At 69.1% G+C, this 25,537-nt stretch carries 19 protein-coding genes and 2 pseudogenes; 16 read left to right on the top strand and 5 right to left on the bottom strand.

All coding sequences use genetic code 11. From position 1 onward, the window contains the following. A partial coding sequence (locus ABZW30_RS37390; protein WP_355675727.1) for a type I polyketide synthase occupies positions 1-1,775 on the bottom strand: 1,775 nt, incomplete at its 3' end. Between the two features lie 295 nt (positions 1,776-2,070). On the opposite strand from ABZW30_RS37390, the gene ABZW30_RS37385 reads away from it, so the two are divergent. The 4 genes from ABZW30_RS37385 to ABZW30_RS37370 all read left to right on the top strand — a co-directional run bounded on the left by ABZW30_RS37385 (position 2,071) and on the right by ABZW30_RS37370 (position 6,276). Continuing rightward, the gene (locus ABZW30_RS37385; protein ID WP_355675726.1) at positions 2,071-2,283 is read left to right on the top strand and encodes a DUF6059 family protein; all 213 of its coding nucleotides are present in this window, start codon (positions 2,071-2,073) and stop codon (positions 2,281-2,283) included. A 329-nt stretch (positions 2,284-2,612) separates the two neighbouring features. Next, a complete protein-coding gene (locus ABZW30_RS37380) occupies positions 2,613-4,445 on the top strand; it encodes a glycoside hydrolase family 15 protein (protein ID WP_355675733.1) in 1,833 nt (610 codons plus the stop codon). Between the two features lie 304 nt (positions 4,446-4,749). After that, positions 4,750-5,559, top strand: coding sequence for an SDR family oxidoreductase (locus ABZW30_RS37375; protein WP_355675732.1), 810 nt, complete (start codon positions 4,750-4,752; stop codon positions 5,557-5,559). A 42-nt stretch (positions 5,560-5,601) separates the two neighbouring features. Further along, the gene (locus ABZW30_RS37370) at positions 5,602-6,276 is read left to right on the top strand and encodes a GAP family protein (protein WP_355675725.1); all 675 of its coding nucleotides are present in this window, start codon (positions 5,602-5,604) and stop codon (positions 6,274-6,276) included. A 236-nt stretch (positions 6,277-6,512) separates the two neighbouring features. On the opposite strand, the gene ABZW30_RS37365 is transcribed toward ABZW30_RS37370, so the two are convergent. From ABZW30_RS37365 to ABZW30_RS37355, 3 genes and pseudogenes are all read right to left on the bottom strand, one after another. Beyond that, a complete protein-coding gene (locus ABZW30_RS37365) occupies positions 6,513-7,229 on the bottom strand; it encodes a TNT domain-containing protein (RefSeq protein WP_355675724.1) in 717 nt (238 codons plus the stop codon). An 808-nt stretch (positions 7,230-8,037) separates the two neighbouring features. Continuing rightward, positions 8,038-8,247 (bottom strand): annotated as a pseudogene (locus tag ABZW30_RS37360) (transposase); the annotation flags it as partial. 115 nt (positions 8,248-8,362) lie between these two features. Beyond that, positions 8,363-9,391, bottom strand: a complete 1,029-nt coding sequence (locus tag ABZW30_RS37355; RefSeq protein ID WP_355675723.1) for an Lrp/AsnC family transcriptional regulator — start codon at positions 9,389-9,391, stop codon at positions 8,363-8,365. Between the two features lie 307 nt (positions 9,392-9,698). Here ABZW30_RS37355 and ABZW30_RS37350 point away from each other — a divergent pair, with 307 nt between their 5' ends. The 3 genes from ABZW30_RS37350 to ABZW30_RS37340 are packed head-to-tail and all read left to right on the top strand — an operon-like array spanning position 9,699 to position 12,599. After that, positions 9,699-10,604 carry an MBL fold metallo-hydrolase gene (locus ABZW30_RS37350; protein ID WP_355675722.1) on the top strand — a complete coding sequence of 302 codons (906 nt, stop codon included), beginning with the start codon at positions 9,699-9,701 and terminating at the stop codon, positions 10,602-10,604. After that, a complete protein-coding gene (locus ABZW30_RS37345; protein WP_355675721.1) occupies positions 10,601-12,133 on the top strand; it encodes a carboxylesterase family protein in 1,533 nt (510 codons plus the stop codon). The genes ABZW30_RS37350 and ABZW30_RS37345 overlap by 4 nt, the downstream gene beginning before the upstream one ends. A gap of 31 nt (positions 12,134-12,164) precedes the next feature. Continuing rightward, positions 12,165-12,599 carry a RidA family protein gene (locus ABZW30_RS37340; protein WP_355675720.1) on the top strand — a complete coding sequence of 145 codons (435 nt, stop codon included), beginning with the start codon at positions 12,165-12,167 and terminating at the stop codon, positions 12,597-12,599. Between the two features lie 11 nt (positions 12,600-12,610). On the opposite strand, the pseudogene ABZW30_RS37335 reads toward ABZW30_RS37340, so the two are convergent. Beyond that, positions 12,611-13,130, bottom strand: a pseudogene (locus ABZW30_RS37335) (transposase family protein); the annotation flags it as partial. Positions 13,131-13,745: 615 nt separating this feature from the next. Here ABZW30_RS37335 and ABZW30_RS37330 point away from each other — a divergent pair. Genes ABZW30_RS37330 through ABZW30_RS37290 form a run of 9 tightly spaced genes read left to right on the top strand, consistent with a single transcriptional unit; the run spans position 13,746 to position 25,534 of the window. Further along, positions 13,746-15,524, top strand: coding sequence for a fatty acyl-AMP ligase (locus ABZW30_RS37330; RefSeq protein WP_355675719.1), 1,779 nt, complete (start codon positions 13,746-13,748; stop codon positions 15,522-15,524). Between the two features lie 35 nt (positions 15,525-15,559). Then, positions 15,560-17,272: an acyl-CoA dehydrogenase gene (locus tag ABZW30_RS37325; protein WP_355675718.1), complete on the top strand. Its 1,713-nt coding sequence runs from the start codon at positions 15,560-15,562 to the stop codon at positions 17,270-17,272. Between the two features lie 52 nt (positions 17,273-17,324). After that, entirely contained in the window at positions 17,325-17,600 is a 276-nt protein-coding gene (locus tag ABZW30_RS37320; protein ID WP_355675717.1) for an acyl carrier protein, read from the top strand. Continuing rightward, complete coding sequence (locus ABZW30_RS37315) at positions 17,597-20,593, top strand: type I polyketide synthase (RefSeq protein ID WP_355675716.1); 2,997 nt, start codon at positions 17,597-17,599, stop codon at positions 20,591-20,593. Before ABZW30_RS37320 ends, ABZW30_RS37315 begins: the two co-directional genes overlap by 4 nt. A gap of 38 nt (positions 20,594-20,631) precedes the next feature. Continuing rightward, complete coding sequence (locus ABZW30_RS37310; protein WP_355675731.1) at positions 20,632-21,654, top strand: 3-oxoacyl-ACP synthase III family protein; 1,023 nt, start codon at positions 20,632-20,634, stop codon at positions 21,652-21,654. A gap of 35 nt (positions 21,655-21,689) precedes the next feature. Further along, positions 21,690-23,588 (top strand): HAD-IIIC family phosphatase, encoded by a 1,899-nt coding sequence (locus tag ABZW30_RS37305; protein ID WP_355675715.1) that lies wholly within the window; start codon positions 21,690-21,692, stop codon positions 23,586-23,588. Between the two features lie 8 nt (positions 23,589-23,596). Beyond that, positions 23,597-23,833, top strand: coding sequence for an acyl carrier protein (locus ABZW30_RS37300; RefSeq protein WP_355675714.1), 237 nt, complete (start codon positions 23,597-23,599; stop codon positions 23,831-23,833). Beyond that, on the top strand, positions 23,830-24,705 hold the full coding sequence (locus ABZW30_RS37295) for a 2-oxo acid dehydrogenase subunit E2 (RefSeq protein WP_355675713.1): 876 nt from the start codon (positions 23,830-23,832) through the stop codon (positions 24,703-24,705). Before ABZW30_RS37300 ends, ABZW30_RS37295 begins: the two co-directional genes overlap by 4 nt. Continuing rightward, positions 24,650-25,534, top strand: a complete 885-nt coding sequence (locus tag ABZW30_RS37290) for a 4'-phosphopantetheinyl transferase superfamily protein (RefSeq protein WP_355675712.1) — start codon at positions 24,650-24,652, stop codon at positions 25,532-25,534. The genes ABZW30_RS37295 and ABZW30_RS37290 overlap by 56 nt, the downstream gene beginning before the upstream one ends. Positions 25,535-25,537 lie beyond the last annotated feature (3 nt).

The raw sequence follows: 25,537 nt of genomic DNA, 5'->3' as shown, positions 1-25,537 counted from the left end.
TGGGTGCGGAAGGCCGGGGACTCGGCCAGCAGGTCGCGGGCCATGCCGTCCCACTGGGAGCCCTGGCCGGGGAAGACGAACACGGTGCGGCCGGGGTGGTCGCTGGTGCCGGTGACGACGTTGGTGGCGGGCTGGTCCTGGGCGAGGGCGGTGAGACCGTCGAGGAGTTGGTCGCGGTTGTCGCCGAGGATGACGGCGCGGTGGGGGTGTTGGGGCCGGGCGGCGAGGGTTGCGGCGGTGGTGGTGGGTCGGGTCTCCTGGTGTTCGGTCAGGTAGGCGTGCAGGCGGGTGGCCTGCTCGCGCAGGGCGGGGTGGTTCTTCGCCGACAGTAGGAGGGGCGCGAGGGTGTCCTCGGGGTTGTCGGTGGCGGTTTCGGCGGGTTCGGGGGCGGCTTCGAGGATGATGTGGGCGTTGGTGCCGCTGATGCCGAAGGAGGAGACGGCGGAGCGGCGTGGGTGGTCGGTCTCGGGCCAGTCCCGGGTTTCGGTGAGCAGTTCGACGGCGCCGGTCTCCCAGTCGACGTGTGGGGTGGGCTCGTCCACGTGCAGGGTCTTGGGCAGTATGCCGTGGTGCATCGCCTCGACCATCTTGATCACGCTGGCCATGCCGGCGGCGGCCTGGGTGTGTCCGATGTTGGACTTGATCGAGCCCAGCCAGAGCGGTTGTTCGGTGTCGCGTCGTTGGCCGTAGGTGGCCAGCAGGGCCTGGGCTTCGATCGGGTCGCCGAGGGTGGTGCCGGTTCCGTGTGCCTCGACCACGTCGACCTGGGCGGGAGTCAGTCGGGCGTCGGCGAGCGCGGCCCGGATCACCCGCTGCTGCGAGGGCCCGTTGGGGGCGGTGAGCTGGCTGCTCCGGCCGTCCTGGTTGACCGCCGAGCCGCGGATCACCGCGAGCACCCGGTGCCCGTTGGCCCGGGCGTCCGCGAGTCGTTCCATCACCAGGATGCCGACGCCCTCGCCCCAGGCGACGCCGTCCGCGGCGCCCGCGAAGGACTTGCACCGCCCGTCCGCGGCCAGGCCGCGCTGCCTGCTGAACTCCACGAAGGTGGTCGGGGTGGCCATCACCGTGGCGCCGCCCACCAGGGCGAGCGAGCACTCGCCGCCTCGCAGCGACTGGACGGCCAGGTGCATCGCCACCAGCGAGGAGGAGCACGCGGTGTCGACGGTGATCGCCGGACCCTCGAAGCCGAAGGTGTAGGAGATCCGGCCGGAGGCGATGCTGCCCGCGCTGCCGGTGCCGATGTAGCCCTCGAAACCGTCCGGGGTGTGCTCGAACAGCCGTGAGCCGTAGTCGCCGTACATCAGGCCGGTGAAGACGCCGGTTCGGCTGCCGTGCAAGGCGTGCGGGTCGAGGCCGGCCCGCTCCATCGCCTCCCAGGACACCTCCAGCAACAGTCGTTGCTGTGGGTCCAGGGCGAGCGCCTCGCGCGGGCTGATGCCGAAGAACTCGGCGTCGAACCGGTCCGCCTGGTACAGGAACCCGCCGTGCCGGGTGTAGCTCTTTCCGACGGCGTCCGGGTCCGGATCGTACAGTCCCTCGACGTCCCAGCCGCGGTTGTCGGGCAACTCGCCGATCGCGTCGACGCCGTCGGCCACCAGCTGCCACAGGTCCTCGGGCGAGGTGACCCCGCCGGGGAAGCGGCAGCCCATGCCGACGATGGCGATGGGCGCCGAGACGGCGTCGGTGAGTTTGTCGTTCTGCTGCCGCAGCCGCTCGTTCTCCAGGAGCGATACCCGCAGGGCAGTGACGATCTTCTCTTCGGAAGGCGTGGCCATTGGCAGTCCCATGATCGAATGCGGTCACAGCAGGAACGGTCCGGGGCGTGCCGTTCGGACGGTCGCAGACGGTCGGGTGTGCGCGGTGCCAGCCGGCTCGCCGGTTCGGACGAAAGCCCCGGACGATGCTCGGCAGCGGGGCTAAGTGCCCCCTTGGCGCGCCCTAAAATGGGCTCTTGTGCCTCGCGATCGCTGTTAGGCGGGTGGTATTGCTACTTGGACACCACACCGCCACCCTGTGCCTCCCCCTGACCGTCACGGGGGGAGGCGCACGGCTGATCGCAGGAGGACACGGATGCGTCCCACCGTCCGACGTCTGCCGGCCTCGCTGGCCGCCCGCCTCTGGCAGGCGCTGGCCTGCCTCGGCGAACTCTGGCTGGACGTACCCGGCCTGACGCCGCATCAGGCCGGTGGCGCGGCGCCCCGCCACCCCGAACGGCTCTGCCCGGAGGTCCCGCCCACCCCCACCGAACGCGCGCTCTGGGCCCAGCTCGACCACACAGTCTGAGCCGCCGCCCCGGTGTTCCGGTGTCGCGTCACTAGCGTGAGCAATTCTCATGTTTCACCCGGGAGGCTGCCGTCATGCCGGACCGCCTCGACCCGTCGTGAAGCCGACCGGGGAACAACGGGCCGCCAGGGGGGTGCTCGTCTCCGGGCAGCCCGGTCCTGGTCGCCGGCGCCGGGACGGGCAAGACCTCGACCCTCAAGGTCTCCACCACCCGCGAACGCGGGCCGGCTGAACCCGCCACGGCCGACTCGGGCACGGCCTCCGGTCTCCTCTCGCACGCCCGCCGGGCCGGGCGGACAGTGGAGAAGGGGGAGGGAGGCTGGATGATCATGGACCGGTACCCACCGATCGCAGACCACGGCCTGGTCGGCGACCTGCAGACCGCTGCTCTGGTCTCGTCCCAAGGGGTCGTCGACTGGTTCGCGGCTCCCCGGTTCGACTCGCCGAGTGTCTTCGCCGCGCTGTTGGACCACGACCGCGGCGGCTATTTCCTGCTCGCACCCGAGGACCGGGGCACCACCTGCAAGCAGCTCTACTATCCGGACACCGCGGTCCTGGTGACGCGGTTCATGTCGGCGGACGGGGTGGGCGAGGTCTTCGACTTCATGCCGCCGGACCGGAAGGCCACCCCGAGCGACCGGCACGTCCTGATCCGCGGAGTGCGGGCGGTGCGCGGTACGGTGCGCTTCGCCCTGGAGTGCCGACCGCGGTTCGACTACGGCCGGGCCGCTCACGAACTCGACCTGCGAGGCGATACCGCCACGTTCCGCGCGCCGGGCCTCGTCGCGCACCTGCAGGCCAGCTTCCAGCTCCACCCGGACGACCGGGACGTGCGGGGCGTGGTGACGCTGAACGCGGGGGAGGTGGCCGCCGCCGTGTTCACCGTCGACGCACCGGATGGTGAGGCACCGGCGCCTCCGACCGTGGAGGGCGTGGTCGAGCAGCTGTGGCAGGCGGTGGACTTCTGGCAGCACTGGGTGCGCCGTTCGCGGTACCGGGGTCGGTGGCCGAACATGGTGAACCGCTCCGCCATCACGCTCAAGCTGCTCACCTACGCGCCCACCGGCGCCCCCGTCGCCGCGGCCACCATGGGCCTGCCCGAACAGGTCGGCGGTGAGCGGAACTGGGACTACCGCTACACCTGGGTACGGGACGCCTCACTGTCCGTGCGCGCGCTGCTCGACCTCGGGTTCACCGACGAGGCGGCGCAGTTCACCGGCTGGTTGGCCGAGCGCCTCGGCGAGCGGCTGCGGGGGCAGCAGGAGGTCCTCGGTGAGCCGCTCCAGATCATGTACCGGGTCGACGGCGACCCCGAGCTGACCGAGGAGGTCCTCGAACACTTCGAGGGCTACCGGGGCTCGTACCCGGTGCGGGCCGGGAACGCGGCCGCCGACCAGCTGCAGCTCGACATCTACGGCGAGGCGCTCTACGCCCTGGCCGAGGCCCGCGAGGTCGGCATGCGGGCCGGCTACCACGGCTGGAAGAACCTGGCCCGGACGCTGGACTGGCTGGCCGACTCATGGGACCGGCCTGACGAGGGCGTCTGGGAGACCCGCGGCGGACGCAACGACTTCACCTTCAGCCGGGTGATGTCCTGGACCGCCTTCGACTGCGGCCTGCGCCTGGCCGCCGAGTACAGCCGTCCCGCCGACACCGCCCGCTGGACGGCCGCCCGCGACGCCATCCTCGAACAGGTGATGGAACGCGGCTGGAACGAGAAGGAGCAGGCGCTCGTCCAGTACTACGGCGGCGACGTCCTCGACGCCTCACTGCTGCTGATCCCCCGGGTCGGGTTCCTGGCTCCGCGGACGGAGAGCTGGCTGTCGACGCTGGACGCGATGGACCGCACCCTGGTGTCCGACAGTCTCGTCTACCGCTACGACCCGGCGGCCTCGCCGGACGGTCTGCGGGGCTCGGAAGGAACGTTCAGCCTCTGTACCTTCCTCTACGTGGACGCCCTCGCCCGGGCGGATCGGCTCCGCCCCGCGCGCTACGCGTTCGAGAAGATGCTGACCTACGCCAACCACGTCGGTCTCTTCGCCGAGGAGATCGGACCGACCGGCGAGCAGTTGGGCAACTTCCCGCAGGCCTTCACCCATCTCTCGCTGATCATGGCGGCCAGGACGCTCGACGAGGCCCTCGACCGGCAGTGGGACGACTGACCGCCGGCCGGAAGCCCGTCGTGCGGTGGCCCCGGCCCGCCGACGGGCCTGGGCACCGTGCCTGGGCACCGTGGGCGAAGGCTTGAGGCCGTCGAAGGCGATGTCCGGGTGCCGGGGGCCGTGCAGGACCGCGTTCCGGGCACCACGGCCCGCTGGGCCGATGGTCTGACGGATGTCCCCCTGACGGACCAGCGCGGCGAGCCGAACCGCGACCCGGGTCGGCGGTGCTGCTTGTGTTCGGAGTGCCGCGGCACGGACAGATGGGGAGACAGCAGTGGGCACCAGCGACAACGAGGGCCGTCGGATGACCTCCTACCCGCTCCTGAAGGGCCAGAAGGCGCTGGTGACCGGGGCGAACTCCGGAATCGGCAGGGCCACCGCCATCGGCCTGGGGCGGGTCGGGGCCGATGTCGTGGTCAACTACGTGGCCGGTCGAGAAGCCGCCGAGGAGGTGGTCCGGGAGATCGAGGGCTTCGGCGTGCGCGCCTACGCGCACGAGGCCGACGTCTCCCAGGAGGACCAGGTGACCGGGATGATCTCCCGGATGATCGACGAGTTCGGCACGATCGACGTCCTGGTGGCCAACGCGGGCCTGCAGCGGGACGCCGCTGCCACCGAGATGACCCTGGCTCAGTGGCAGAAGGTCCTCGACGTCAACCTGACGGGTCAGTTCCTGTGCGCCCGGGAGGCGGCCAAGGAGTTCCGGCGCAGAGGTGTCGTGCCCGAGGTCTCCAGGTCCGCGGGCAAGATCATCTGCATGAGCTCGGTCCACCAGATCATCCCCTGGGCCGGGCATGTGAACTACGCGGCTTCCAAGGGCGGCGTGCTGATGATGATGCAGACCCTGGCCCAGGAGCTCGCGCCCCACCGGATCAGGGTCAATGCGGTGGCGCCCGGCGCGATCCGCACCCCCATCAACCGCAGCGCCTGGGAGTCGGCGGAGGCGGAAGCCGACCTGCTCCGCCTCATCCCCTACAACCGGGTCGGTGATCCGGAGGACATCGCCACCGCCGTGGCCGCGCTCGCGTCCGACCTGTTCGACTACGTCGTGGGCACCACGCTCTACGTCGACGGCGGCATGACGCTGTTCCCCGGCTTCGAAACCGGCGGGTGACCACAGGGCCGGCGTCGACCGGAGAACGTACAGAGGACGTGTATGGGAAAGGTTCTCGGTGATGTGCTGGGCTTCGCGGCCGCGGTCGCGGTCAGCCCGCTACCGATCATCGCCATCATTCTGATTCTCGCCACGCCGCGTGGCCGTCTCAACGGACTGCTCTTCACGGCAGGCTGGGTCGTGGGACTCGCGGGGCTGACCGGCGTGATGCTGGCGGTCGCAGGGCCTGCCGGATCCTCCGGGCACGGCCACCCGGCCACCTGGGTGGGAGTTCTCAAGCTCGCCCTCGGGGTCCTGCTCGTCCTGTTCGGTGCTCGACAGTGGCGCCGGCGTCCCAAGGACCCCGCCCAGGCGCAGCTGCCGAAGTGGATGTCCGTGATCGACGGCCTCAGCCCGGGCAAGACCCTCGGGTTGGGGCTGGCGCTGGCGGCGGCCAATGCCAAGAACGCCCCCCTGGCCATCGCCGCGGGGGCCACGATCGGCTCGGCCGGGCTTCCGGTCGGGCAGCAGATCGCGTCGGTGGCGGTGTTCGTGGTCGTCGGCTCGCTCGGACTGCTGACGCCGCTGGGCGTCTTCCTGGTCATGGGCGAGCGGGCGAGGGGCACCCTCGCCGACTGGCGGGACTGGGCCGCGCGGAACAACACGGCCGTCATGGCGGTGCTGTTCCTCGTCCTCGGGGCGAAGCTGGTCGGCGACGGTGTCTCCGTGCTGACCTGACGGGATCGCCCGCCCGGTGGCCGGCCACCGGGCGGGCGATCCCATCAGGCGCGGGCAGCGGAACGTACTGTCATTCGACGGCCGCGCCCGATCGCGGTCCTCCGAGGATCCGGCCCGTGCCCGCGTACCACCACGAACCACCGATCAAGAGCCCCTCGCCGGACCTGGCCGACCGGCCCGGGGCCGAACTCCGTCTCCGCGCGTCACGGCGATGCCCGCGTCCAGTCGGCCGTGGTTCAGGAGCCGTGGCCCGTGCCGACGCAGCGCTCGGGCTCGGCGACCTTCAGGTACTCGTGCTTGAGGAGGTTGGCGACGTTGTAGCGCTCGGCGTCCGTGAAGTCGGACGGCTTGAACTGGGGGTCGAGCCACTGCTGGTAGCCGAACCCCGGCTGGTTGAAACCGGCCGCGATCCGACCGGCCTGCACGTTGAAGGGGCGGTTCACCTCGTAGCAGTGGTAGCTGTTCCCGGGGCCGTTGAGCGAGTCCGGCGGCAGGGCGCGCCTGGCGTAGGGAGTCCCGCCGGTCGCCAGGAAACCGCCGGTGTCGGCCCCGAAGCGGTCCAGGGCCTGGCCCACGTCCATCGTCTGCTCGTGCATGTCGAGGGTGCCGTTGGTTTCCGCGAAGCCTCGGTTGCCGGGGTACTTCCACTGGGTGCCGTCGCGGTACCAGCTGAGGAACTGGGTCGGCTGCAGGCCCCCGAAGCGCTGGTAGTGGTTCAGCAGCGTCGCCACCGGTCCGGTCGTCGGCAGTTCGGCCGGGCCCAGCTCGGACCGGCCGCAGTAGTAGACGGTCGGGTCGTCCGGCGGGAGGAGGTCCGGACAGTCGGACGGCAGAGGGGTGCGGTGGGACGCCGACCGGTCCGGCGCGGCGGCGACGGCGGTGCCGGCCGAGGCCATCACGGTGAGCGGAAGGGCAGCGGCCAGCGGCAGGACGATGAGCCTGAGCGAACGCATGGGTGGGCTCCAGGGGGCGCGGACGGAGGGTGCGCGACGTGCGACGCAGCGACAGCGGACGTACGTGGCACGGTCATTGCACACTCGTACTGATCGGTAGGCGGGCAACGTGGGGAATGGATGCGCGCACAGCATTCGGACGGAGCAGTCGACGGAACCGTGAGACCCCGTGCGCCCCGCTTCACGCAGCGGCGGTAGCAGGACCTTCCGCGGCCTCCGTTGCCGGATGCGACTCCTGGGGCACGGGACAACGCCGTTGTGATGACGGCCGGTTGCCTCTGGCGTTTCCTGGGTGCGGGGCTAACATGAGTTTCCCTCATATTTTGAAGGGGGAGTCATGGTGAACCGTCTTGACCTGCCGGCGGGGTTCCGCTGGAACCGTCAGACGGCGGGACCGGTGGGCGGGGGCTCTACATGCTTTCCGTACTGGCCGCGAACCTCGAATCCTGCCCCCTGCTCACGGGAAAGTGCGTCCTTCTCACGCTGGATGGGGCCGAGCGCCAGAGATAGGACGCGGTAACACCACTTCGCATCGCGGGGCGCCCGGCGGTCTTGCCTTTGCTGCCCGCGGGGGCCCGTACATCGACGGCGCTTCTTGTCGGCGCCAGACCACTGGAACTGAGGAGGTACTCATGGCCCAGACCGCTGATCCACCACGCGATGACAGGATCAGCTCGGCAGTTGCCATAGGCCGGATCGCATGGTGCGCCTACAACGACGCCACCACCCACTGGCTGGGGGAGCTCGGAGCATCGTTTCAGCAGCTGGACGGTGTCGTCGGTACGGACTCGACGACCGGGCTGCTGCCTTCCGGTAGGGCCTGACGGATCGCCTCGCCGTAGGAGCCGGAGCCGTCCCGGCAGACGTACTCGGCGCCGGGGTGCTCGCGCAGCCACTTCGCCACCGTCGCGGCACTGCGATCAGGCAGGGCGTCGATCCGTTCGCCGGTCTCGGCGTCGATGACGATCGTGGCACAGCGGTGCCGGCGCTTGAGGGCGAAGTCGTCGATGCCGATCACCCCCACAAGCTCATTGACATCGCGCACACCACGCCAACGACGGCTGTCACCCTTCGTTACCACCGATTACGGGACAGAGCCGTTCGTTGACCGGCCGGTGGCTCCGTCGACCTGGTTACTCCGGGCGGTGAGTAGCCGGGTCGCCCTTCGCTGCGTGGGAACGCGGGATAGGGCGGGGGATCCAGTAGCGCTTGAAGACGTCGAGCTGGAGGGAGCACTCGACGGAGGTGATCTCTTCGCTGCCAGGGAAGTCACTGGTAAGGAAGTCGGCGAGCTGCTGTTCGTCATGGAAGACGCCGACGTAGGTGAGCATCGTCGTGGCTCCGGTCAGCGCGAGGAATCGGGTGGCGGGGTGTTCGGTCAGCGATGCGGCGAGCCGGTTCACGGCGTGCGGGCGGCAGTTGATGCCCAGCACGGCCTCGACCTGGTAGCCGAGGAGTCGCGGGTCCACCTCCACCCTGGGCCTGAGCAGACCGGAGTCGAGCATCGGGGCGACCGTGCGGCGGGCGCGGGACTCGGTGATGTCGAGCGCGCGGGCGATGCACGAGTAAGCCAGCCTGGCGTCGTTGCGCAGCAGGTCGATGGTCGCGCGTTCCAGGTCGCTGAGATGAGCGCCGAGTTCCGCGGTGGTGGGGTCCGGGGTGATCGCGTGTGCGCTCAGGGCGGCGATCTGGGTCGGATCGAGGCGCGGCAGGCGCCAGGCCGCCGTGCTGGTGAGACGCCGTAGTACCCATTCGGTGCGCAGGGAGTGGATGCCTGCGATGCCGGGGACGTCGTTGGCCACGGCGGCGGCGGTGGCGGCACGGGTGGTGCCGTGCAGCATGCAGAAGACGTCGCCGGTACCGGTGGTGGTCGCCACGAAGGTGGTGTCGGGCCGGTCGGACAGTTGCTTTGCGACCTTCGCGGCCTGCCCCGGCTCAGCCTGGATCCATACGTTGACTGGCATCCCCTCGGCGAGCAGCGACCAGTCCACCTCGCAGATCACCGTCAAGACACCCGCGTCGACCAGCCGCGCGTATCGGCGGGTGATCGTCCGCGCCGAGCTGTCGAGCGCGCGGGCCAGAACGTCGAAGGGGGCGCGGGGGGCGTGCTGGAGTGCGGCGATCAGATCCAGGTCCATCCGATCGAGCTCGATGTCAGTCATCGACGCCACTCCTGTCCGCACAGAACATGCTCTCTCGACCGCTGCGACTCGGCCATCCTAACCCGCTTTGCGCAGGGACCCGGCATGCAGATGGAACAAGTGACTGGATCCGGCGATCGCTCCTCGCAGGGTCTGGAGCGTGAGAGGTTCGGGAGTGAGCAGGTGACTCGATTGGGCGATTTCATGCTTCCGCTTGCCTGAAACAGGCGTCATGGCGCACTCTAGATCTTGGAAACAGCGTCGTGGACGGTTCTGGTGAACGGTTGACGCATATCCGGGCGTGAATGGCAGGCAGGGAAGGAACAGCATGCAGTCGATCACTTTGGGTGACGTCAATGTGGCGCGAGTCATCGAATATGAGGGCACCACCCGCGCTCCGGAGGCGATGTTCACCGACGTCGCGCCCCAGGCGTGGGAGGAGCACCGGTCCTGGCTCGCCCCCGATTACTGGGACGTTGAAGCCGGCCTCCTGCGGTCCTGCGTCCAGACATGGGTGCTGCGCAGCGGTGGGGCGACCATACTGATCGACACGGGCGTCGGCGACGCCAAGGAGCGGCCTGCCATGGCTGCCTTCCACCGACTGAACACCGGCTACCTGTCGCGGCTGCAGGCCGCAGGTGTGGCGCCCGAGGACGTCGACGTGGTCGTCAACACGCACCTGCACGCAGACCACGTGGGCTGGAACACCCGCCTGGTCGATGGCGAGTGGATTCCGACCTTCCCGAACGCGCAGTACCTGTTCCCGCGTGCGGACTACGAGTTCTGGAACCCGGCGAACTCCTATCGCCGCCGCATGGAGGTGGCCAACCAGAACGTCTTCGAGGACAGTGTGGTGCCCGTCGTACAGGCTGGCCAGGCTGTCTTGTGGGACGAGTCGCATGTGATCGACGCGAACATGCGGCTCGTCGCGACTCCCGGGCACACCCCCGGGTCGTCCGTGGTGGAGGTGGCCTCCGGCACCGACCGTGCGGTGTTCGTCGGCGATCTGCTGCACAACCCGGTGCAGGTGGTCGAACCCGACTGCAACAGCTGCTTCTGCGAGGACGAGGAAGCCGCACGCGCATCCCGGCGCCGAGTGCTCGGCCAGGCCGCCGACGAAGGCAAGCTGGTCTTCCCCGCGCATCTACGTGGCGGGCGGCCGGCGATGGTGGTGCAGCGGTCGGGCGCCAAGTTCTCCGTCCAGTCGTGGGCGCCGCTGGAGGCCACGGTATGAGCGCCGGGAACCTCGTGGAGACGCGGATCGCGACCGGTCGGATCCGGGGGCTCTCCCGCCCGGGCCGCCAGGTCTTCACCGGCATCCCCTACGCCGCCGCCCCGGTCGGCCCAGGCCGCTTCGCGCCTCCGGCCCCCGCTGCACCCTGGGGCGGGGTACGGGACGCCACCGCGCCCGGACCCACCGCGCCCGCACCTCACCGCGGCGGATTCGGGGGCATGGACTTGCGGCCGGTCATGGGCGGGGGATGGATGCCGGGGGAGGAGTACCTGACGGTCACCGTCACCACCCCGGACGTCGCGGCGCGCGGACTTCCGGTCCTTGTCTTCGTCCACGGCGGCGGCTTCATCTCCGGCACCGGGCAGGCAGAACTGTTCGACGGCGCCACCTTCGCACGGGACGGAGTGGTGCTCGTCACGCTCAACTACCGTCTGGGAGTGGTCGGATGGCTCGACGTGCCGGGGGCTCCGGCCAACCGGGGGCTGCTCGATGTGATCGCCGCTTTGACCTGGGTCGGCGACAACATCAGCGCCTTCGGCGGTGATCCGGGCCGGGTGACACTCGCGGGCCAATCAGCGGGAGCGATGATCGTCGCGGCCCTGCTCGCCGCTCCCCAAGCGGACGGCCTCTTCCAGCGCGCGATCAGCCAAAGCGGCAGTGGCCTGTGTGCTTTCACCTCGGACCAGGCATCCCTGGTCACCCGGTCGGTGTGCGACGCGCTCGGTGTTCCCATGACGGCCGAATCGCTCTCCGCGCTCGACGACTCGCGCCTGGCAAGTGTTCTTGACGCCATCGGGCCGGTCGACCACGCGGCACACGGTTACCGTGACACGTCCCTGGGCAGCAGCCCGTTCAAACCGGTGATCGACGGCGTGCTGCTCGACCAGCAGCCTGCGGTCGTGCTCCACCACTTGACGGAGCCCGGCGCGAAACCTCGAGGGACGACGGCGAACGACCTGCTCATCGGGGTCAACTCGGAAGAAGCCAACCTTTACTCAGTGCCGAGTGGTTCGGGGGCGAAGCTGGCCGAGGCTGATCTGCTGGCCGCTGCCGCCCGACGCCACGAGGACCCCGAGGCACTGGTGGCCGGCTACCACGCGCGCTACCCCGGGGTAGCTCCCGCAGCGTTGGCGTCTCGGCTCATCAGCGACGTGTACGCCGAGAGCAACCGGGCCCTCGCCGACGCCCACGCCGCCCGTCCCGGTTCGCGCACCTATGCGTATGAGTTCGGCTGGCGCTCCGCGGCTTTCGACGGCGGGCTCGGCGCCTGCCACTGCATCGAGCTCCCGTTCGTCTTCGACCGCACCGATATCGCCGCACTCCACGGCGAGAACGCACTGCTCGGCCCCGCCCGGCCCGCGGACTCCATCGCTTCGCGCATGCACGCGGCATGGGTGTCCTTCGTCGACCACGGCGACCCCGGCTGGGAGCGCTACGGCAGCGAAGAGCAGACGACGATGCGCATCGACGAGGAATGGCGGCTGACCCGCAGCACCCCGCGCCCGAGTGCCGCCACCGCTGCCCACTGACACCCCGTATCCGACACAACTGGAGCCAACCATGAGCCAACCAGCCGATACCGATCCCACCATTTCGGCACACGCCGCCATCCACACCGACGAGGCAGCGCCCGCGCCAAGGTACTTCGCCCAGGGAGTACGGAAGGGCTCCATCCTCCAGGTCTCCGGCCAGGGAGCGCTGGACCGCGCCACCGGTGAAGTACTCCACCGGGACAACGCCGCAGAACAGACGATCCTCGCCTTGGAGAACGTCAGCGCGATCCTCGCCGCGGGCGGCGCGTCCATCGCGGATGTGGTGATGTTCCGCATTTACCTGACCAGCCGCGACGACTACAGCGCCATGAACCAGGCCTACGAGCGCTTTGTGGACCAGCATGTCGCGACGGGCCCCAAGCCGTGCCGGACCACCGTCTTCGTCGGGCTGCCCCTGGACGGCATGTTGGTCGAGATCGACGCCCAAGCCGTGGTCGGCTGACCGGCTCAGCATGTGCTGTGTGCGGGGTGTCGGTGCAGGGTGAAGTCGTCCGCTCCGCGCACGCGCGGCACCCGCCGCGTGGGCAGTGGCGCGCGTAGCAGTATGTGCAGTGCGGTGTGTCGGGAGACGAACACTGCCAGGGCGGATAACACGCGTGTGCCAGCGCGGTCGGCCAACTCCCGGACCACTGCCCCGATTTGGGAGGTCAAGCGGGGCGTGCGACGCTGACAACGTTCAAGGACTCCGGGCAACTGTTCGCGGAAGGTCTGACGGCAGCCCCGGGTAGGACACACCAGACGGCGCGCGCACACGGACCACCACCCGGCGGGCATCAATCGGCACGTCGGCGACCATCCGCTCGTGATAACCGTGCACCCGCGTCGTCTCCACCCCGCACCCCGGACACGGCACCGGGTACTCCGGCGTCCGCGCCCACACCCGGATCAGCTCGCCCTCATCCACCACGTCCTCGATGACCAGCGGGGGCAACCCCGAAAACACCACGCCCACAAGCTCGTCGACGTCCCGCATGCAATGACGACGACGCTAATCACGCTTCGTCACCACCGGAAGTCAGACAGAGCCAAGAAACTGACACAGCCCACGATCGTCTTGGGGCGTTTGTCGTTGCGGGAGTTGCCGCCGTTCTTGCCGCCGGATTGTACCGTGCTGCGGGCGGGTTGTCGGAGCTGAAACTGGCACTGGCAGGGGCAGGTACGCATAGCCTGGTGAGCCCATACTCGAATTCATGAGCAGCGAGTCGGTACCGGATAGGTTTCTGCGGACACGGCGTGCGCAGATGCAATTCGCAGACGTCGATTTGCCAGTGTTCGACGAGCGCCGGCGCTTGGCGGGACGGCGGCGTGACGAACCGGCCGCGGTCGCCGGGGTCAGTGAGTCGCACTAAACGAGGCTGGAGCAGGGCGTGTGTCGCCCAACGTGTCCAAGAAAGTCGTGGACTTCATCGCCCGGGCTCTCGTCTGGACGGGACGGAGCGTCAGCGCCCTGTCTACCGCTTCGTCGGCCGATGTGCCGGGAGAACACGCGTCGTAGGACTGTGACGCAACTGCTCTGTTCCCTCCGAATTATCGGAGGGGTCGGAGGGGGAACATTGCCACCCCTTAGCCAACAGATATGAGAGTGGCCTTGCTGAGTACAGCGAACTTCCCGACGTTCACGGATCTGGTGCGGCACCGTACGCAGGAGCACCCGGAGCGGGACGCCTATATTTTCCTGCACGACTCGAGTGGAAGCCATGTCCCCGAGCACCTCACTTACGCCGGTCTGGACCGTGAAGCCCGCAGGCTGGCTTCCTGGCTGCAGCAGCGGGGGCTGTTCGGTGAGCGTGTGCTGATGCTCTACGACCACGGCCTGGCCTTTACCAAGGCTTTCATGGGCTGTCTGTACGCGGGTGTCGTGGCGGTCCCCTCGCCGTTGCCCGACGGGCAGGGTCGGGCATTCTCCCGGGTCACCGGCATCGTCCGTGACGCGAACGTGCGTGTGGTGCTCACCGACCAGGCCAACGTGGAGGATGTGAGGGAGTGGCTTCGGTCCGAGCAACTGGGCGAGCGGGTCGAGTGTCTGGCTACCGACACGCCGGACTACGGTGCCCCGGAGACGTGGCAGCAGCCGCAGTTCGGGCCGGAGCACTTGGCCTTTCTGCAGTACACCTCGGGCTCCACCAGCGACCCCAAGGGCGTTATGGTCTCGCACTGTAATCTGTTGGCCAATGCGGCGGTGTTCAGTGAGATTCTCGGTACCACGCCCGAGGACGTCCTCGGGTCGTGGCTGCCCTACTTCCACGATTTGGGTCTGATCGGCTTCATCCTGCACGCCTTGTATCTGGGCACCACGCTGGTACAGATGTCTCCCGCCTCGTTCCTGAAGCGGCCGCACCGCTGGCTGGAAATGATCTCCGAGTACCGGGTGGCGGTCTGTGGGGGGCCGAACTTCACGTACGACCTGTGCACACGCAGGATCACCGACACGCAGTTGGCCGACGTGGATCTGTCTTGCTGGAAGTCGGCACTCAACGGCGCCGAACCGATCCGCGCTTCCTCGGTCCGGGCGTTCGCCGAGCGTTTTGCCGGCGCCGGCTTCAGCGCCGGCGCGCTGCACTCCGCCTACGGCATGGCCGAAGCCACGCTGATCGTCAGCGGTTCCGTTGTCGGTGTGACCCCGGTCATTCGTACCGTCTCGGCCTTTGCGCTGGAGAACAACCGTCTGATCGACGCCGCTGAGGGCGAGACTGCCAGGTCCGTCGTCAGCTGTGGCCCGGTGGTTGGCTTTGACCTGCGTATCGTCGACCCGGAAACGCGGGAGGAACTGTCTGAGGGGACGGTCGGCGAAATCTGGTTGCGCGGCGAGAGTGTCGCCTGTGGCTACTGGGATCGCGATGAGGTCAACCGGGAGATCTTCGGTGCACATACCGCCACTGGCGCGGGCCCGTTCCTGCGCACCGGCGACCTCGGCGCGTTGGTGGAGGGCGAGCTGTATGTGACCGGGCGGCGCAAGGAAGTGCTGATCTTCCAGGGACGCAACGTCTACCCGCAGGACGTGGAGCAGGTGGTCCAAGGCTTCGATCCGCTGCTGGGGCAAGGTCCCGGTTCGGTCTTCACCGTGGAAGCGGGCGGTCGTGATGTCGCGGTGGTGGTTCAGGAAGTTCGCGGCGCCCCCCAGGGTATTGGCCTGGAGTCGCTGGCGCAGTCGGTGCAGTGGGGTGTCTCTCGAGCCTTCGATGTACCGGTCGGGGGCGTCCTGCTGGTTCGGCGCGGGACCGTACGCAAGACCACGAGCGGCAAGATCCAGCGCTCGCTGATGCGGAGGTTGTTCCTGGAGGGGAAGTTGGAGGCCTTCCAGGAGCTACTCACCCCGGAAGTGGCGGCCCGGATCGGGCGTCCTGGGGCGGCCGGTTCGCCGGCTTGAACGCGACGGACGAACCAGACGGGAGAGGATCTGTGATGACGGCTGCGGTGCGTGACCAGGGTCTTGTGGCGGCTGTGCCGGACACCGGCTCGGCGCCGGAGACGCGGGTTGCCGCCGTGGAAGCGGCCTTTGGGGACCCGGGGGATCCGGACAACCCGGTCGGCCACGCGGCCTTGCTGGCCGCCGACGCGGACCGGCGGGTCCTCGACGAGGCTGAACTGGCCTTGGACCGTTTCGGTCTGGGTGCTGAGCTGGTGCCGCGGACGCTGGGAGGCCGGATGGACCGGATCGACACGGTGGCCCGCCTCTTGCGCCACGTGTTCCGCCGGGACGCCTCGGTCGGCGTGGGCAACGCGCTTATGACTTTCACGAGTGCGGTGCATGTGTGGAACGCCGGGAGCACACAGCAGCGGGAAGCGACCGCGGGACTGCTTCTCGGCGGGGGCCGGATGACCAACGCCTGCCATGGAGTCACACATGGCAGCGTGCTGCTGCGCGACGAGTACGAGGCGTGGCCGCAGGACTCCGGCTACCGTCTGGAGGGCCGCAAGCGGGTTGTATTCAACGGCACCAGGGCCGATGCGCTGACCCTGGTATGCCGCACCGGCGGGGCGGGCCCGCGGTCCCACTCCGTGTTTCTGGTAGGGCGGGAGGGACTCGATTCGGCCGCCGTCTCCGAGCTGCCCCGTCAGGAGACCCTCGGGGTCCGCTCCTGCCGAATCGCAGGTCTGGCTTTCCGTGGCTGCTGCCTGGACCGTCTTGCGCTCCTCGGCGAGGAGGGCGAAGGAACGGAGCTGACTCTGCGCTCCTTCCAGATCGTTGGCGCCGTCGCTGCCTCGGCAATGATCGGCGTAGCCGACACGGCGCTGCGCACCGCCGTGCGGACAGCGCTGCGCAACGAGCAGCACGGGGAACATGCATGGCAGACCCTGGCCGGCGGATTCGCCGATCTGCTGCTGTGCGACGCCTTCGCACTGGTCGGTACCCGGGCCGTGCACCTGCTGCCCGAACGGACCAGTGTGTACGCCGCCGCCGTCAGGTACTTGGTGCCGCGGGTTCTGGCGCAGACGCTGAACGACCTGTCCTCGGTCCTCGGCAGGCACCTTTTCGACCGCGACGGCGAGGCCGGCCTCTTCCAGAAGGCGGTGCGCGACCTTCCGGTGATCGGCCTCGGCCATCTTGGCAGTGCTGCCTGCCAGGCCATCCTGATACCCCAGTTGCGCCGCCTGGCTGAATCTGCCTGGATGCGCACCGAGCCGGCGCCGGCTCTGCTCTTTCGGCCGCACGGGGAGCTGCCCGCCCTGACCGGCCCGGACCGGTTGTCGCTGGCCGCGTCGGACGACCCTGTCAGCTCCTGGCTCGACCATGCCTGCGAGGGCCCGCTGCGTCCGCTCGCCGCCGCGCTGCAAACGGAGTTCAAGGAGCTGCGCGCACGCTGCCTGGAGCTCCCGCCCGGCGTCACCGACCTGCGAGCCTTCCCGCTGGCCGATCGCTACGCGCTGTTGCTGGCGGGCGCCGCGGTCCTGGCCGTGCACGCCACCTGCGCAAGCGGTCCGTCCGGGCCTGGTGACACTTTCCTCGCCGACCCCGCGTGGGCAGCTCTCGCCCTGACACGGATCGCCCGCCGGCTCGGACTGCCGGCTCCCGGGATGGATCCGCAGTGGGCACTGACCCTCCGGCGCGAGGTGTACGACCGCCACGCTCGGCGGCACAGCTTCGACTTGTATGCGACGCCGGTCCTCGGCTGACCGGCCGTCACCCGCACACGACCATCGCGTAAGCCCCAAGGAGTGATCTGTCATGACCAAAGCCGCCCAGGGCCATACCGGCGTAACGCTGCGCGAATGGATCGTCGAGCGGGTGGCACGGCACGTGGAGATGGACCCTGCCGGCCTTTCCGTCTCGGTCCCGCTGGCGACCTACGGTCTGGACTCGGTCGTCGCGCTCAGCCTGTGCGGGGACATCGAGGAGGAATACGGCGTCGAACTGGAACCGACCCTCGCCTGGGACTACCCCACCGTCGAGGCCCTTGCCGACCACCTGGCAGCCCGGCTCGCGGGGAGCACCGCACGATGAACGAGATCGCCATTGTCGGGCTGGACTGCCGATTTCCCGGCGCGCCTGACGCGGAGGCCTTCTGGGACCTGCTGATGCGGGCCGGTGACGGCGGCGGAGAAGTACCGCCGGACCGCTGGAGGGCGGTTGAGTGCTATGACCCGAATGGCTCACCGGGTCGCACCAATACCACGCGGGGCAATTTCGTCCACGACCCTGGTGTTTTCGACAGCGATTTCTTCGCGGTCTCGCCGCGCGAGGCCGAAGCGATGGACCCGCAGCAGCGGCTCTTCCTGCAGGCCGTCTGGCGGGCTCTCGAGGACGCAGGGATGCCGCCGCACCGGCTGGCCGACACCGCTGTCGGGGTCTACGTGGGAGTGATGGCCAGCGAGTGGGGTCAGTTGCAGTTGCGCGACTACGCCAAGGTCACGGCCCAGACGGGGGCCGGCAGCAGCTGCAGCATGGTCGCCAACCGGGTCTCCTATCACCTCAACCTCAAAGGCCCGAGCCTGGCGGTGGACACTGCCTGCTCCTCCTCTCTGGTCGCGGTGCACCTCGCGGTGAACGCGCTGCTCTCGGGCGAGGTGGACCACGCGGTGGCGGGCGGCGTCAACCTCCAGCTCACCCCGGCGTTGGGCATCTTCTACACCCAGGCGGGGCTGTCGGCGCCCGATGGCCGCTGCAAGCCGTTCAGCTCTGTGGCCGACGGCATCGGGCGTGGTGACGGCGTGGGCGCCGTGGTGTTGCGTCGGCTGGAGGATGCCCTGGCAGACGGCCAGCAGGTGTATGCGGTGATCCGCGGCACCGCCGTCAACCAGGACGGACGCAGCAACGGGCTCACCGCGCCCAGCCGCTGGGCGCAGCAGGAGGTGCTGGCGGCGGCGTTGCGCCGCGCCGCGGCGAGCCCCGGCCAAGTGGACTTCATCGAGACGCACGGCACCGGAACGGTGCTGGGCGACATGATCGAGGCCAAGGCGCTGGGCCACGTCTACGGAGCCGGCCGCAAGCAGCCCTGTGCCATCGGCTCGGTCAAAGGCAACATCGGCCACACCGAGGCCGCCGCGGGTATCGCCGGGCTGATCAAAGTGGCCCTCGCCCTGCACCACCGTATTGTTCCCGCCAGCCCGTTCGCCACCCGGGAGAATCACAAGCTGGCGCTGCGCTCGCACGGATTGAGGTTGCTGAAGACGCCGCTGCGGCTGCCGACGGGCCCGGTTCTGGCCGGTCTGAGCAGCTTCGGCATGGGCGGCACCAATGCCCATGCGGTGCTGGCCTCCGCGCCGTCGCGGGCCCGTCGGCGGTCGGTGGCGGGCAAAGGGCTGGATACCCCGGTGGTGTTCACCCTGAGCGCCGACAACCAGACCGGACTGCGCCGCAATGTGCAGGCGCAGGCCGACTGGCTGGCGCGCCGCCGGCACGAGTCGGTGGCCCCGCTGGCCTGGAGCAGCAACCAGGTGAAGACCACGCTGCCGCACCGCTTCGCCGTGGTGGCACGCAGCACCGGGGAGTTGTCCCGCAAGCTGGCCGAGGCGGCGGCCGACCCGGAAGAGTTCGCCATCCGTACGGGCCGGCCCGAGAAACGGCACAAGGTGGCCTTCCTCTTCACTGGCCAGGGGGCCCAGTTCGTGGGCATGACCCGTCGGCTGTACCAGGAGTCTGCTCTGTACCGGGGCTACTTCGACGAGGCCGACGAAGCGTTGCAACCGCATCTCGGACAGTCAGTGCGCAACCTGGTGTTCGCAGCCGACGACCGAATCCACCAGACCGGCCACGCGCAGCCCGCGCTGTTCGCCGTCGGCTACGCCCTGGCCCGGACGATGACCGGCCTCGGCGTCGAACCGGCCGCCGTCCTCGGGCACAGCGTCGGCGAGTTCGCTGCGGCGGTCGCCGCGGGCGTGCTCTCACTGGACGATGCGGCCCAGTTGGTGTCGGCGCGCGGCAGCTTGATGCAGGCGCTGCCCGCGGGCGGCGGGATGACCGCCGTGCGGGCCGGCGCCGAGGAGATCGCGGATCTGGTCGCCGACGAGCCGTTGGTGGACATCGCTGCCGTCAACGGACCCGGCGCCACTGTGCTCTCCGGTGCGCTGGAGGCGCTGGAGCGCATCGCGCAGGCGTTGCGCCGCCGTGGCGTCGATGCCACGCCGCTGAAGGTCTCGCACGCTTTCCACTCTCGCCTCATGGCTGCGATGCTGCCCGAGTTCAGCCGGGTGGCCTCGGCTGTGCGCCCCCGAGCGCCGCGCATCCCCCTGTACTCCACGCTTCTTGGACGGGCAACCGACACAGAAGCGATGGACGGCGGCTACTGGACGAGCCAGGTGGTCGAGCCGGTGCGCTTCGCCGACGCCGTCCACGAGTTGGTCAACGACGGCCTGAAGCTGCTGATCGAGATCGGGCCCAAGCCGGTGCTCACCCCCCTCGTGCGCAAGCTCCGGCTGGCCGACGACCTGGTCTGCCTCCACCCTGCCCCCGGGGAGGAAGCAGGCCAAGAGGATCTGGCCGAGGCCGTGGCGGCGCTCTTCCTCGCGGGCATCGACCCGCTCTGGACGGGTCTGTACGGGGAGCCGGATCGACAGTTGCAGCGGCTGCATCCCTACGAGTTCTCCACCCAGCGCCGCTACTTCAACCTGCCAGTGGCGATCCCCGCCGCTCTTGCACCGCAGGCGGACGACCGCCGACCGGCCGCCCGGCCTGCCCCGGATGACGGGGGTGGTGCGGCCGAAAACGGGGCACCCACCCCGTCGGCGAACACGGACCGGGTGACCCACGCCGTGCTCACCGCCGTCGCGGAGACCGGTGGCTACGAGCCAGGCGAGATCGCGCTCCGCTCCCGGCTCTACGAGGACCTCGGTTTGGACTCGGTGCAGGTCATGCAGCTCAAGGTCAGGGTCGAGACCGCGCTGCCGGAGCTTTCGGAGTTCACCGTCCAGCAGTTGCTGCCGCACCTGACCACTGTGGGCGCGCTGATCGCATTCCTGCGCGAGCACAGCACCGCTGCCGTACCCCAAGCCAGTTGACGTCCATCAGCAGTGTGAGAAAAAGGAAGATTGCGACCATGGCCGACGCCAATGCGTACATAGCCGCCGTCGGGACCGCTTTGCCAGGTGCTCCCATCGACAACCAGCGCCTCGCCGATCGTTTCGGTATCGACGCGAACTGGATCGAAGTGTTCATCGGGACCAGGACCCGGCACTTCGCGCTCGACCTGGACAGCAAGGAGCAGCAGTACACGCTGGCTGACCTCGCCGCGCAGGCGGGGGCCAAGGCTCTGGCAGCCTCCGGTCTGGAGTTGGAGGACATCGGATTCATCGTGCTGGGCACGGCCACGCCGGACGCCTTGATGCCGGCCACGGTCAACCTGGTCGCCGACAGGCTGGGCCTGGACCACCTGCCCACCTACCAGCTCCAGTCCGGCTGCGCCGGCGCGGTGCAGGCGCTCGACCTCGGCTACTCACTGGTCAGCAGTGGACTGCACCGCAACGGTCTGGTGCTCGGCGGGGACGTGTGCGCCAAGATCCTGCCGTTGGACCAGGACTTCACCACCATGCCGCCGTCCGAGCTGGTCAACTTCGTGCTCTTCGGTGACGGGGCCGGGGCCGCGGTGATCACCTCCGAGCCTGTCGGGGCGCGGCTGGCTCTGCGCCGGGTGCTCAACCGGCTGACCGGGCTCGGCCGCGAACCGGGCCAGACCGTGGAGTGGTTCGGCGTCGCCGACCTCGACTCGGGGCGGCAGCCGATCCGCGAGGACTACAAAGCCATCGAGAGTGCTGTGCCGGTGATGGCCCGGGAGATCGTCTGGGAGCTAATGGACGAGCTGGGCTGGTCCGAGGACGAACTGGACTATGTGCTGCCGCCCCAGCTGTCCGGTCGGATGACCGAACGGATTGTGGCCCACATGGACTTGCCGGGCGTTGCAGAGGTCTCCTGTGTCGCGGAAACCGGGAACACCAGCAACGCCCTGCCGTTCATGCAGCTCGCACGGCTCCTGGAGGTAGTCGAACAGGGCCAGAAGGCGATTGGCGTGGCCGTCGAGTCGAGCAAGTGGATCAAGGCTGGCTACGCCCTGGAAAAGGTCTGAGGAACTGAAGCGTCGTTATGACCGAGACACAGACTATGACTGCGCTGGATCAGATCCGCGTCTGGAACGCCGAAGGGCGTCTGGCCGAACAGTACCCCGGGGTGCTCTCGCTGATCCGGCTGCTCGATGCGGACGCCCGCGCCTCCGTCGGGCAGTTGCTCGCACGCCTCGACGCCGAAAAGGTTCAGCGTCTGCACCCGCAGACGCCGACCTCTACCGTGGCGATCACCGGTCACTCCACGCTGACCAGCCTCATCGCCCCGCTCACCGGTGAATTCGCCCGGCACGGAATGCTGCTGCGCCCGCGCGTGTCGGACTACAACGCTTACGCGCGTGACCTGCAAGATCCGGGCAGCGAGGTCTACCTTCCCGACACTGACCTGGTGCTGTGCCTGCTGGACGCGGAGGCTGTCTTCGACGACATGCTCTCTCCGTGGCGCCTCGAACACGCCGAAGAGGCCCTGCGCAGTAAGCTCGCCCAACTGAACACGCTGGCCGCAACCTACGCCGCCCACGGCGCGGGCACGCTGGTGCTGAACACCGTGCCTCTGCTGCCGAAGTTCACCCATCAGCTGGTCGACCTCCGCTCCCGGGCCCGGCTCGGCGTCGCCTGGCGCGAGTTCAACGCGGGCCTACTGCGCCTGGGCGAGACACACGCCAACTCTCTCGTCCTGGACCTGGAGCCGCTGGTCGCCGTGGGCGGACCGGTCGCCGACCCCCGTTTCAGCTGCTATGTGAAGGCGCGGCTGTCCGAGGAGACCCTCGGCGCCTACGCCGTCGAAGTCGGCCACCTGGCACGGGCGCTGACCGGGCGGGCGAAGAAGGTTCTGGTCCTGGACGCCGACAACACACTGTGGGACGGCATCCTGGGTGATGACGGCCCGGAGGGCATCGCCATCGGCGGCAGTTTCCGCGGCGAGGCGTTCGCCGCTTTCCAGAAGGTGTGCAAGCAGATCGGCTCGCAGGGCGTGATGCTCGCCATATGTAGCAAGAACGATCGCGAACAGGTCCTCGGAGTGCTGCGCGAGCACCCGGAAATGGTGTTGCGCGAGGACGACTTCGTCAACGTCACCGCCAACTGGCAACCCAAGGACGAGAACCTCGAGACGCTGGCGCAGCGGCTGAACCTCGGCACCGACAGCTTTGTGTTCGCCGACGACAGCACCTACGAGTGCGGCCTGGTCGAAGCCGGTGTCTCCGGCGTCGCGGTGGTGCGCCTGAACGACGAACCGGCGTTGCACGTCGATCGGTTGCTCGCGGACGGCTGGTTCGACGTGCGGGAGCTGACCGAGGAGGACCGGGCCCGCGCCGACCGGTACCAGGTCGAGGAGTTGCGACAGGAGTTCCTGGCCGGCGCCGGCTCCACCGAGGAGTACCTGGCCGGGCTGGAGGTGAGAGTCGGTTTCGGACCGCCAAAGGGCGTGGAGGCCACCCGCGTCGCCCAGATCACCCAGCGCACCAACCAGTTCAACCTGACCACCCGCCGGCTTCAGCCCCAGACGGTTCGTGAGCGGCTGGCCGACCCGGGCTGGCTGGTCCTTGCGATCCGTTCGGGCGATCGCTTCGGCGACAACGGCATCGTCGGCGCCGTCTTCGCGCAGATCCGCGATGACGGTCTGCACCTGGACAACTTCCTGCTGAGCTGCCGGGTCTTCGCTCGCGGCATCGAGCAGGCGTGCCTGTCGGCCCTGCTCCAGGCCGCGCGGGAGGCGGGCCTGCCGGCGGTCTGGGGCGAGTACCGGCCCACCGCCAAAAACCATCGGATGCGCGACTTCTACCCCCACCATGGCTTCGCCGAGGTGGGGGAGAGGGACGGGAGGCTGCTCTTCCGGCATCCGCTGGATGCGGTCGACTCCGTCCCGGCGCACGTCGCCCTGGACACCGACCTGCCCGCCTTGAGCGTGGCTGCCCATCCGCTTGCTCCCAGGCACTGAGGACACCCATGACCACACTGACCACGTCCGACGACTACGTCCGCCTGTTGCGTGACCTCGTCGGCTTCCCCGTGTCCGCCTACGAGCTCGACACGCCTCTTGACCTGCTCTACGGCTGGGACTCGGTACACCTGCTCAAGCTGGTCACCGCGATCGAGCGGGAGAGCGGCGTGCGGCTCGCAGTCACCCGCGTGCTCGAGGCGCAGACCCTCAATGAGATCTTCGTCCTGGCGACGTCCGCATGAGCACCGACGCCAAGGTCACCGCCGCCGGCACGCCCCTTGCCGTCGTACCCGAACGCCAGCGCCGACACACCCTCTACTTCCTCCAGTACGCCTTCGCCGCCCAGCGGACCGTCTCCGTCGACTGTCCGGTCGACATGTCCGCCGTCCAGGCGCACCGCCGCGCTGCGCAGGCGGACGGCCGCGCATACTCTCTGGTCAGCTACGTCGTCTGGGCGGGCGCCCGGGCGGTAGCCCGGCAGCCGGAGGCGAACTCCGCGCTGATCGGCCGACTGCGGCCGCGACTGGTGCGATACCCGGCGGTCAACACCAAGGTCGCGCTGGACAAGACCATGTCGGGACGCCGGGTGGTGCTCTCCGCGTTGGTGCGCGGGGCCGAACAGCTCGGGTTGGACGCGATCCAGCAGGAGATCGTCCGTCACCGCGACGGTGACCCGGAGCGGATGCCGGAGTTCGAGGGTGTGCGCAGGCTCAACCGGATGCCGACTCCCGTCGGTCGGTGGATGTTCCGCAGGCTGCTACGTCGCCCCACCGTGCGCGGGGCGACGCTCGGCACCCTGTCCGTCAGCTGCCTGGGGCACCGGCCGGTGGACGCCTTCATGGGGGCCGGCGGTACCACCGTCACCTTGAACGTCGGCCGGATGCAGGACCGGCCGTGGGTTCGCGAAGGTGAGGTGATCGTGGCACCAGTGATGCGGGTGAACCTTACCTTCGACCACAGAGTGATCGACGGGGCCATCGCCGCAGACATCATCGCGGATATCAAAGACGCCCTGGAGAACATTCGTGCGTACGGCGCCGCAGAGCAGTCTGACGCCCGTGATCCCGCCACCGGTCCGGATCGCGGAGGGCAAGCCGTGGGAGGACGTCCGTGAGAACGTCGAGCAGCACGGCACGGCGGTGCTGTACACCCGGCTCGACTCCTGGCAGTGGGAGTCACGGGACGAGAGCGCACTGCGCCGACTGCTGGGCCGGGACTTTGCCCGCTACGTCAGGTTCGACAACCCGATACTGCGGCGCCGGTTCGCGGCTGCCCGAGCGCTGCTGAAAACGGCCGCAGCTTTCGTACTGCGAGTTCCACCGGAGTCGTTGGAACTCTCCTACAGTCCCAGCGGACGGCCCTACCTGCGCGGCTTCGACCAGCTCGACATGAGCCTCAGCCATACCGAGGACCTGCTCCTGGTCGGGCTGACGACCCGCGGACTGATCGGCGTCGACGTCGAGCGCGCGGACCGGATGCTGTGGGGTCCGGGTCTGGGTCATCAGGTCTGCACGCCGCACGAACTGCGCCAGCTGTCCGCACTTGCGGAACACGAACGCAACCAGAGCCTGGTGCGTCTGTGGACGCTCAAAGAGGCATACACCAAGGCCATCGGCCAAGGCATGCAGTTCCGGTTCACCGAGTTCGGCTTCGCCGACGCCGCCGACGCCGCCGGTCACGTCAGGGTGCTGCGGCCCGACGGCACGCCGGGCACCGGCGACGAGTGGGCCTTCAGCACCCAGACGCTGCCGGAGGGCTTCTGCATGAGCACGGCCGTCTGCAACACCGGCTTCGGCAGCCCTCTCGACCCAGCCGCCGCAACCATCCTCGACCAGGGCCTGGTGGCCGCACTCTCCGCGGCACTCGGCTCCGGCTCCGTTGCCGACACAGTTGCCGGCACTGAACAGCCCGCCGCCGACCGGCGGCGCGGTCCCGAAGAATGAAAA

The sequence above is a fragment of the Kitasatospora sp. NPDC004669 genome, assembly GCF_040609455.1.
Lineage (GTDB): Bacteria > Actinomycetota > Actinomycetes > Streptomycetales > Streptomycetaceae > Kitasatospora.
The sequence above is the reverse complement of the archived record's forward strand: the minus strand, read 5'-3'. Positions and strand labels throughout refer to the sequence as shown.

What these genes read in the sequence shown, in the direction of transcription:
- ABZW30_RS37385 (WP_355675726.1), top strand. Translation starts at nt 2,071, where the DNA reads ATGCGTCCCACCGTCCGACGTCTGCCGGCCTCGCTGGCCGCCCGCCTC.
- ABZW30_RS37380 (WP_355675733.1), top strand. Translation starts at nt 2,613, where the DNA reads ATGGACCGGTACCCACCGATCGCAGACCACGGCCTGGTCGGCGACCTG.
- ABZW30_RS37375 (WP_355675732.1), top strand. Translation starts at nt 4,750, where the DNA reads ATGACCTCCTACCCGCTCCTGAAGGGCCAGAAGGCGCTGGTGACCGGG.
- ABZW30_RS37370 (WP_355675725.1), top strand. Translation starts at nt 5,602, where the DNA reads ATGGGAAAGGTTCTCGGTGATGTGCTGGGCTTCGCGGCCGCGGTCGCG.
- ABZW30_RS37365 (WP_355675724.1), bottom strand. Translation starts at nt 7,229, where the DNA reads ATGCGTTCGCTCAGGCTCATCGTCCTGCCGCTGGCCGCTGCCCTTCCG.
- ABZW30_RS37355 (WP_355675723.1), bottom strand. Translation starts at nt 9,391, where the DNA reads ATGACTGACATCGAGCTCGATCGGATGGACCTGGATCTGATCGCCGCA.
- ABZW30_RS37350 (WP_355675722.1), top strand. Translation starts at nt 9,699, where the DNA reads ATGCAGTCGATCACTTTGGGTGACGTCAATGTGGCGCGAGTCATCGAA.
- ABZW30_RS37345 (WP_355675721.1), top strand. Translation starts at nt 10,601, where the DNA reads ATGAGCGCCGGGAACCTCGTGGAGACGCGGATCGCGACCGGTCGGATC.
- ABZW30_RS37340 (WP_355675720.1), top strand. Translation starts at nt 12,165, where the DNA reads ATGAGCCAACCAGCCGATACCGATCCCACCATTTCGGCACACGCCGCC.
- ABZW30_RS37325 (WP_355675718.1), top strand. Translation starts at nt 15,560, where the DNA reads ATGACGGCTGCGGTGCGTGACCAGGGTCTTGTGGCGGCTGTGCCGGAC.
- ABZW30_RS37320 (WP_355675717.1), top strand. Translation starts at nt 17,325, where the DNA reads ATGACCAAAGCCGCCCAGGGCCATACCGGCGTAACGCTGCGCGAATGG.
- ABZW30_RS37315 (WP_355675716.1), top strand. Translation starts at nt 17,597, where the DNA reads ATGAACGAGATCGCCATTGTCGGGCTGGACTGCCGATTTCCCGGCGCG.
- ABZW30_RS37310 (WP_355675731.1), top strand. Translation starts at nt 20,632, where the DNA reads ATGGCCGACGCCAATGCGTACATAGCCGCCGTCGGGACCGCTTTGCCA.
- ABZW30_RS37305 (WP_355675715.1), top strand. Translation starts at nt 21,690, where the DNA reads ATGACTGCGCTGGATCAGATCCGCGTCTGGAACGCCGAAGGGCGTCTG.
- ABZW30_RS37300 (WP_355675714.1), top strand. Translation starts at nt 23,597, where the DNA reads ATGACCACACTGACCACGTCCGACGACTACGTCCGCCTGTTGCGTGAC.
- ABZW30_RS37295 (WP_355675713.1), top strand. Translation starts at nt 23,830, where the DNA reads ATGAGCACCGACGCCAAGGTCACCGCCGCCGGCACGCCCCTTGCCGTC.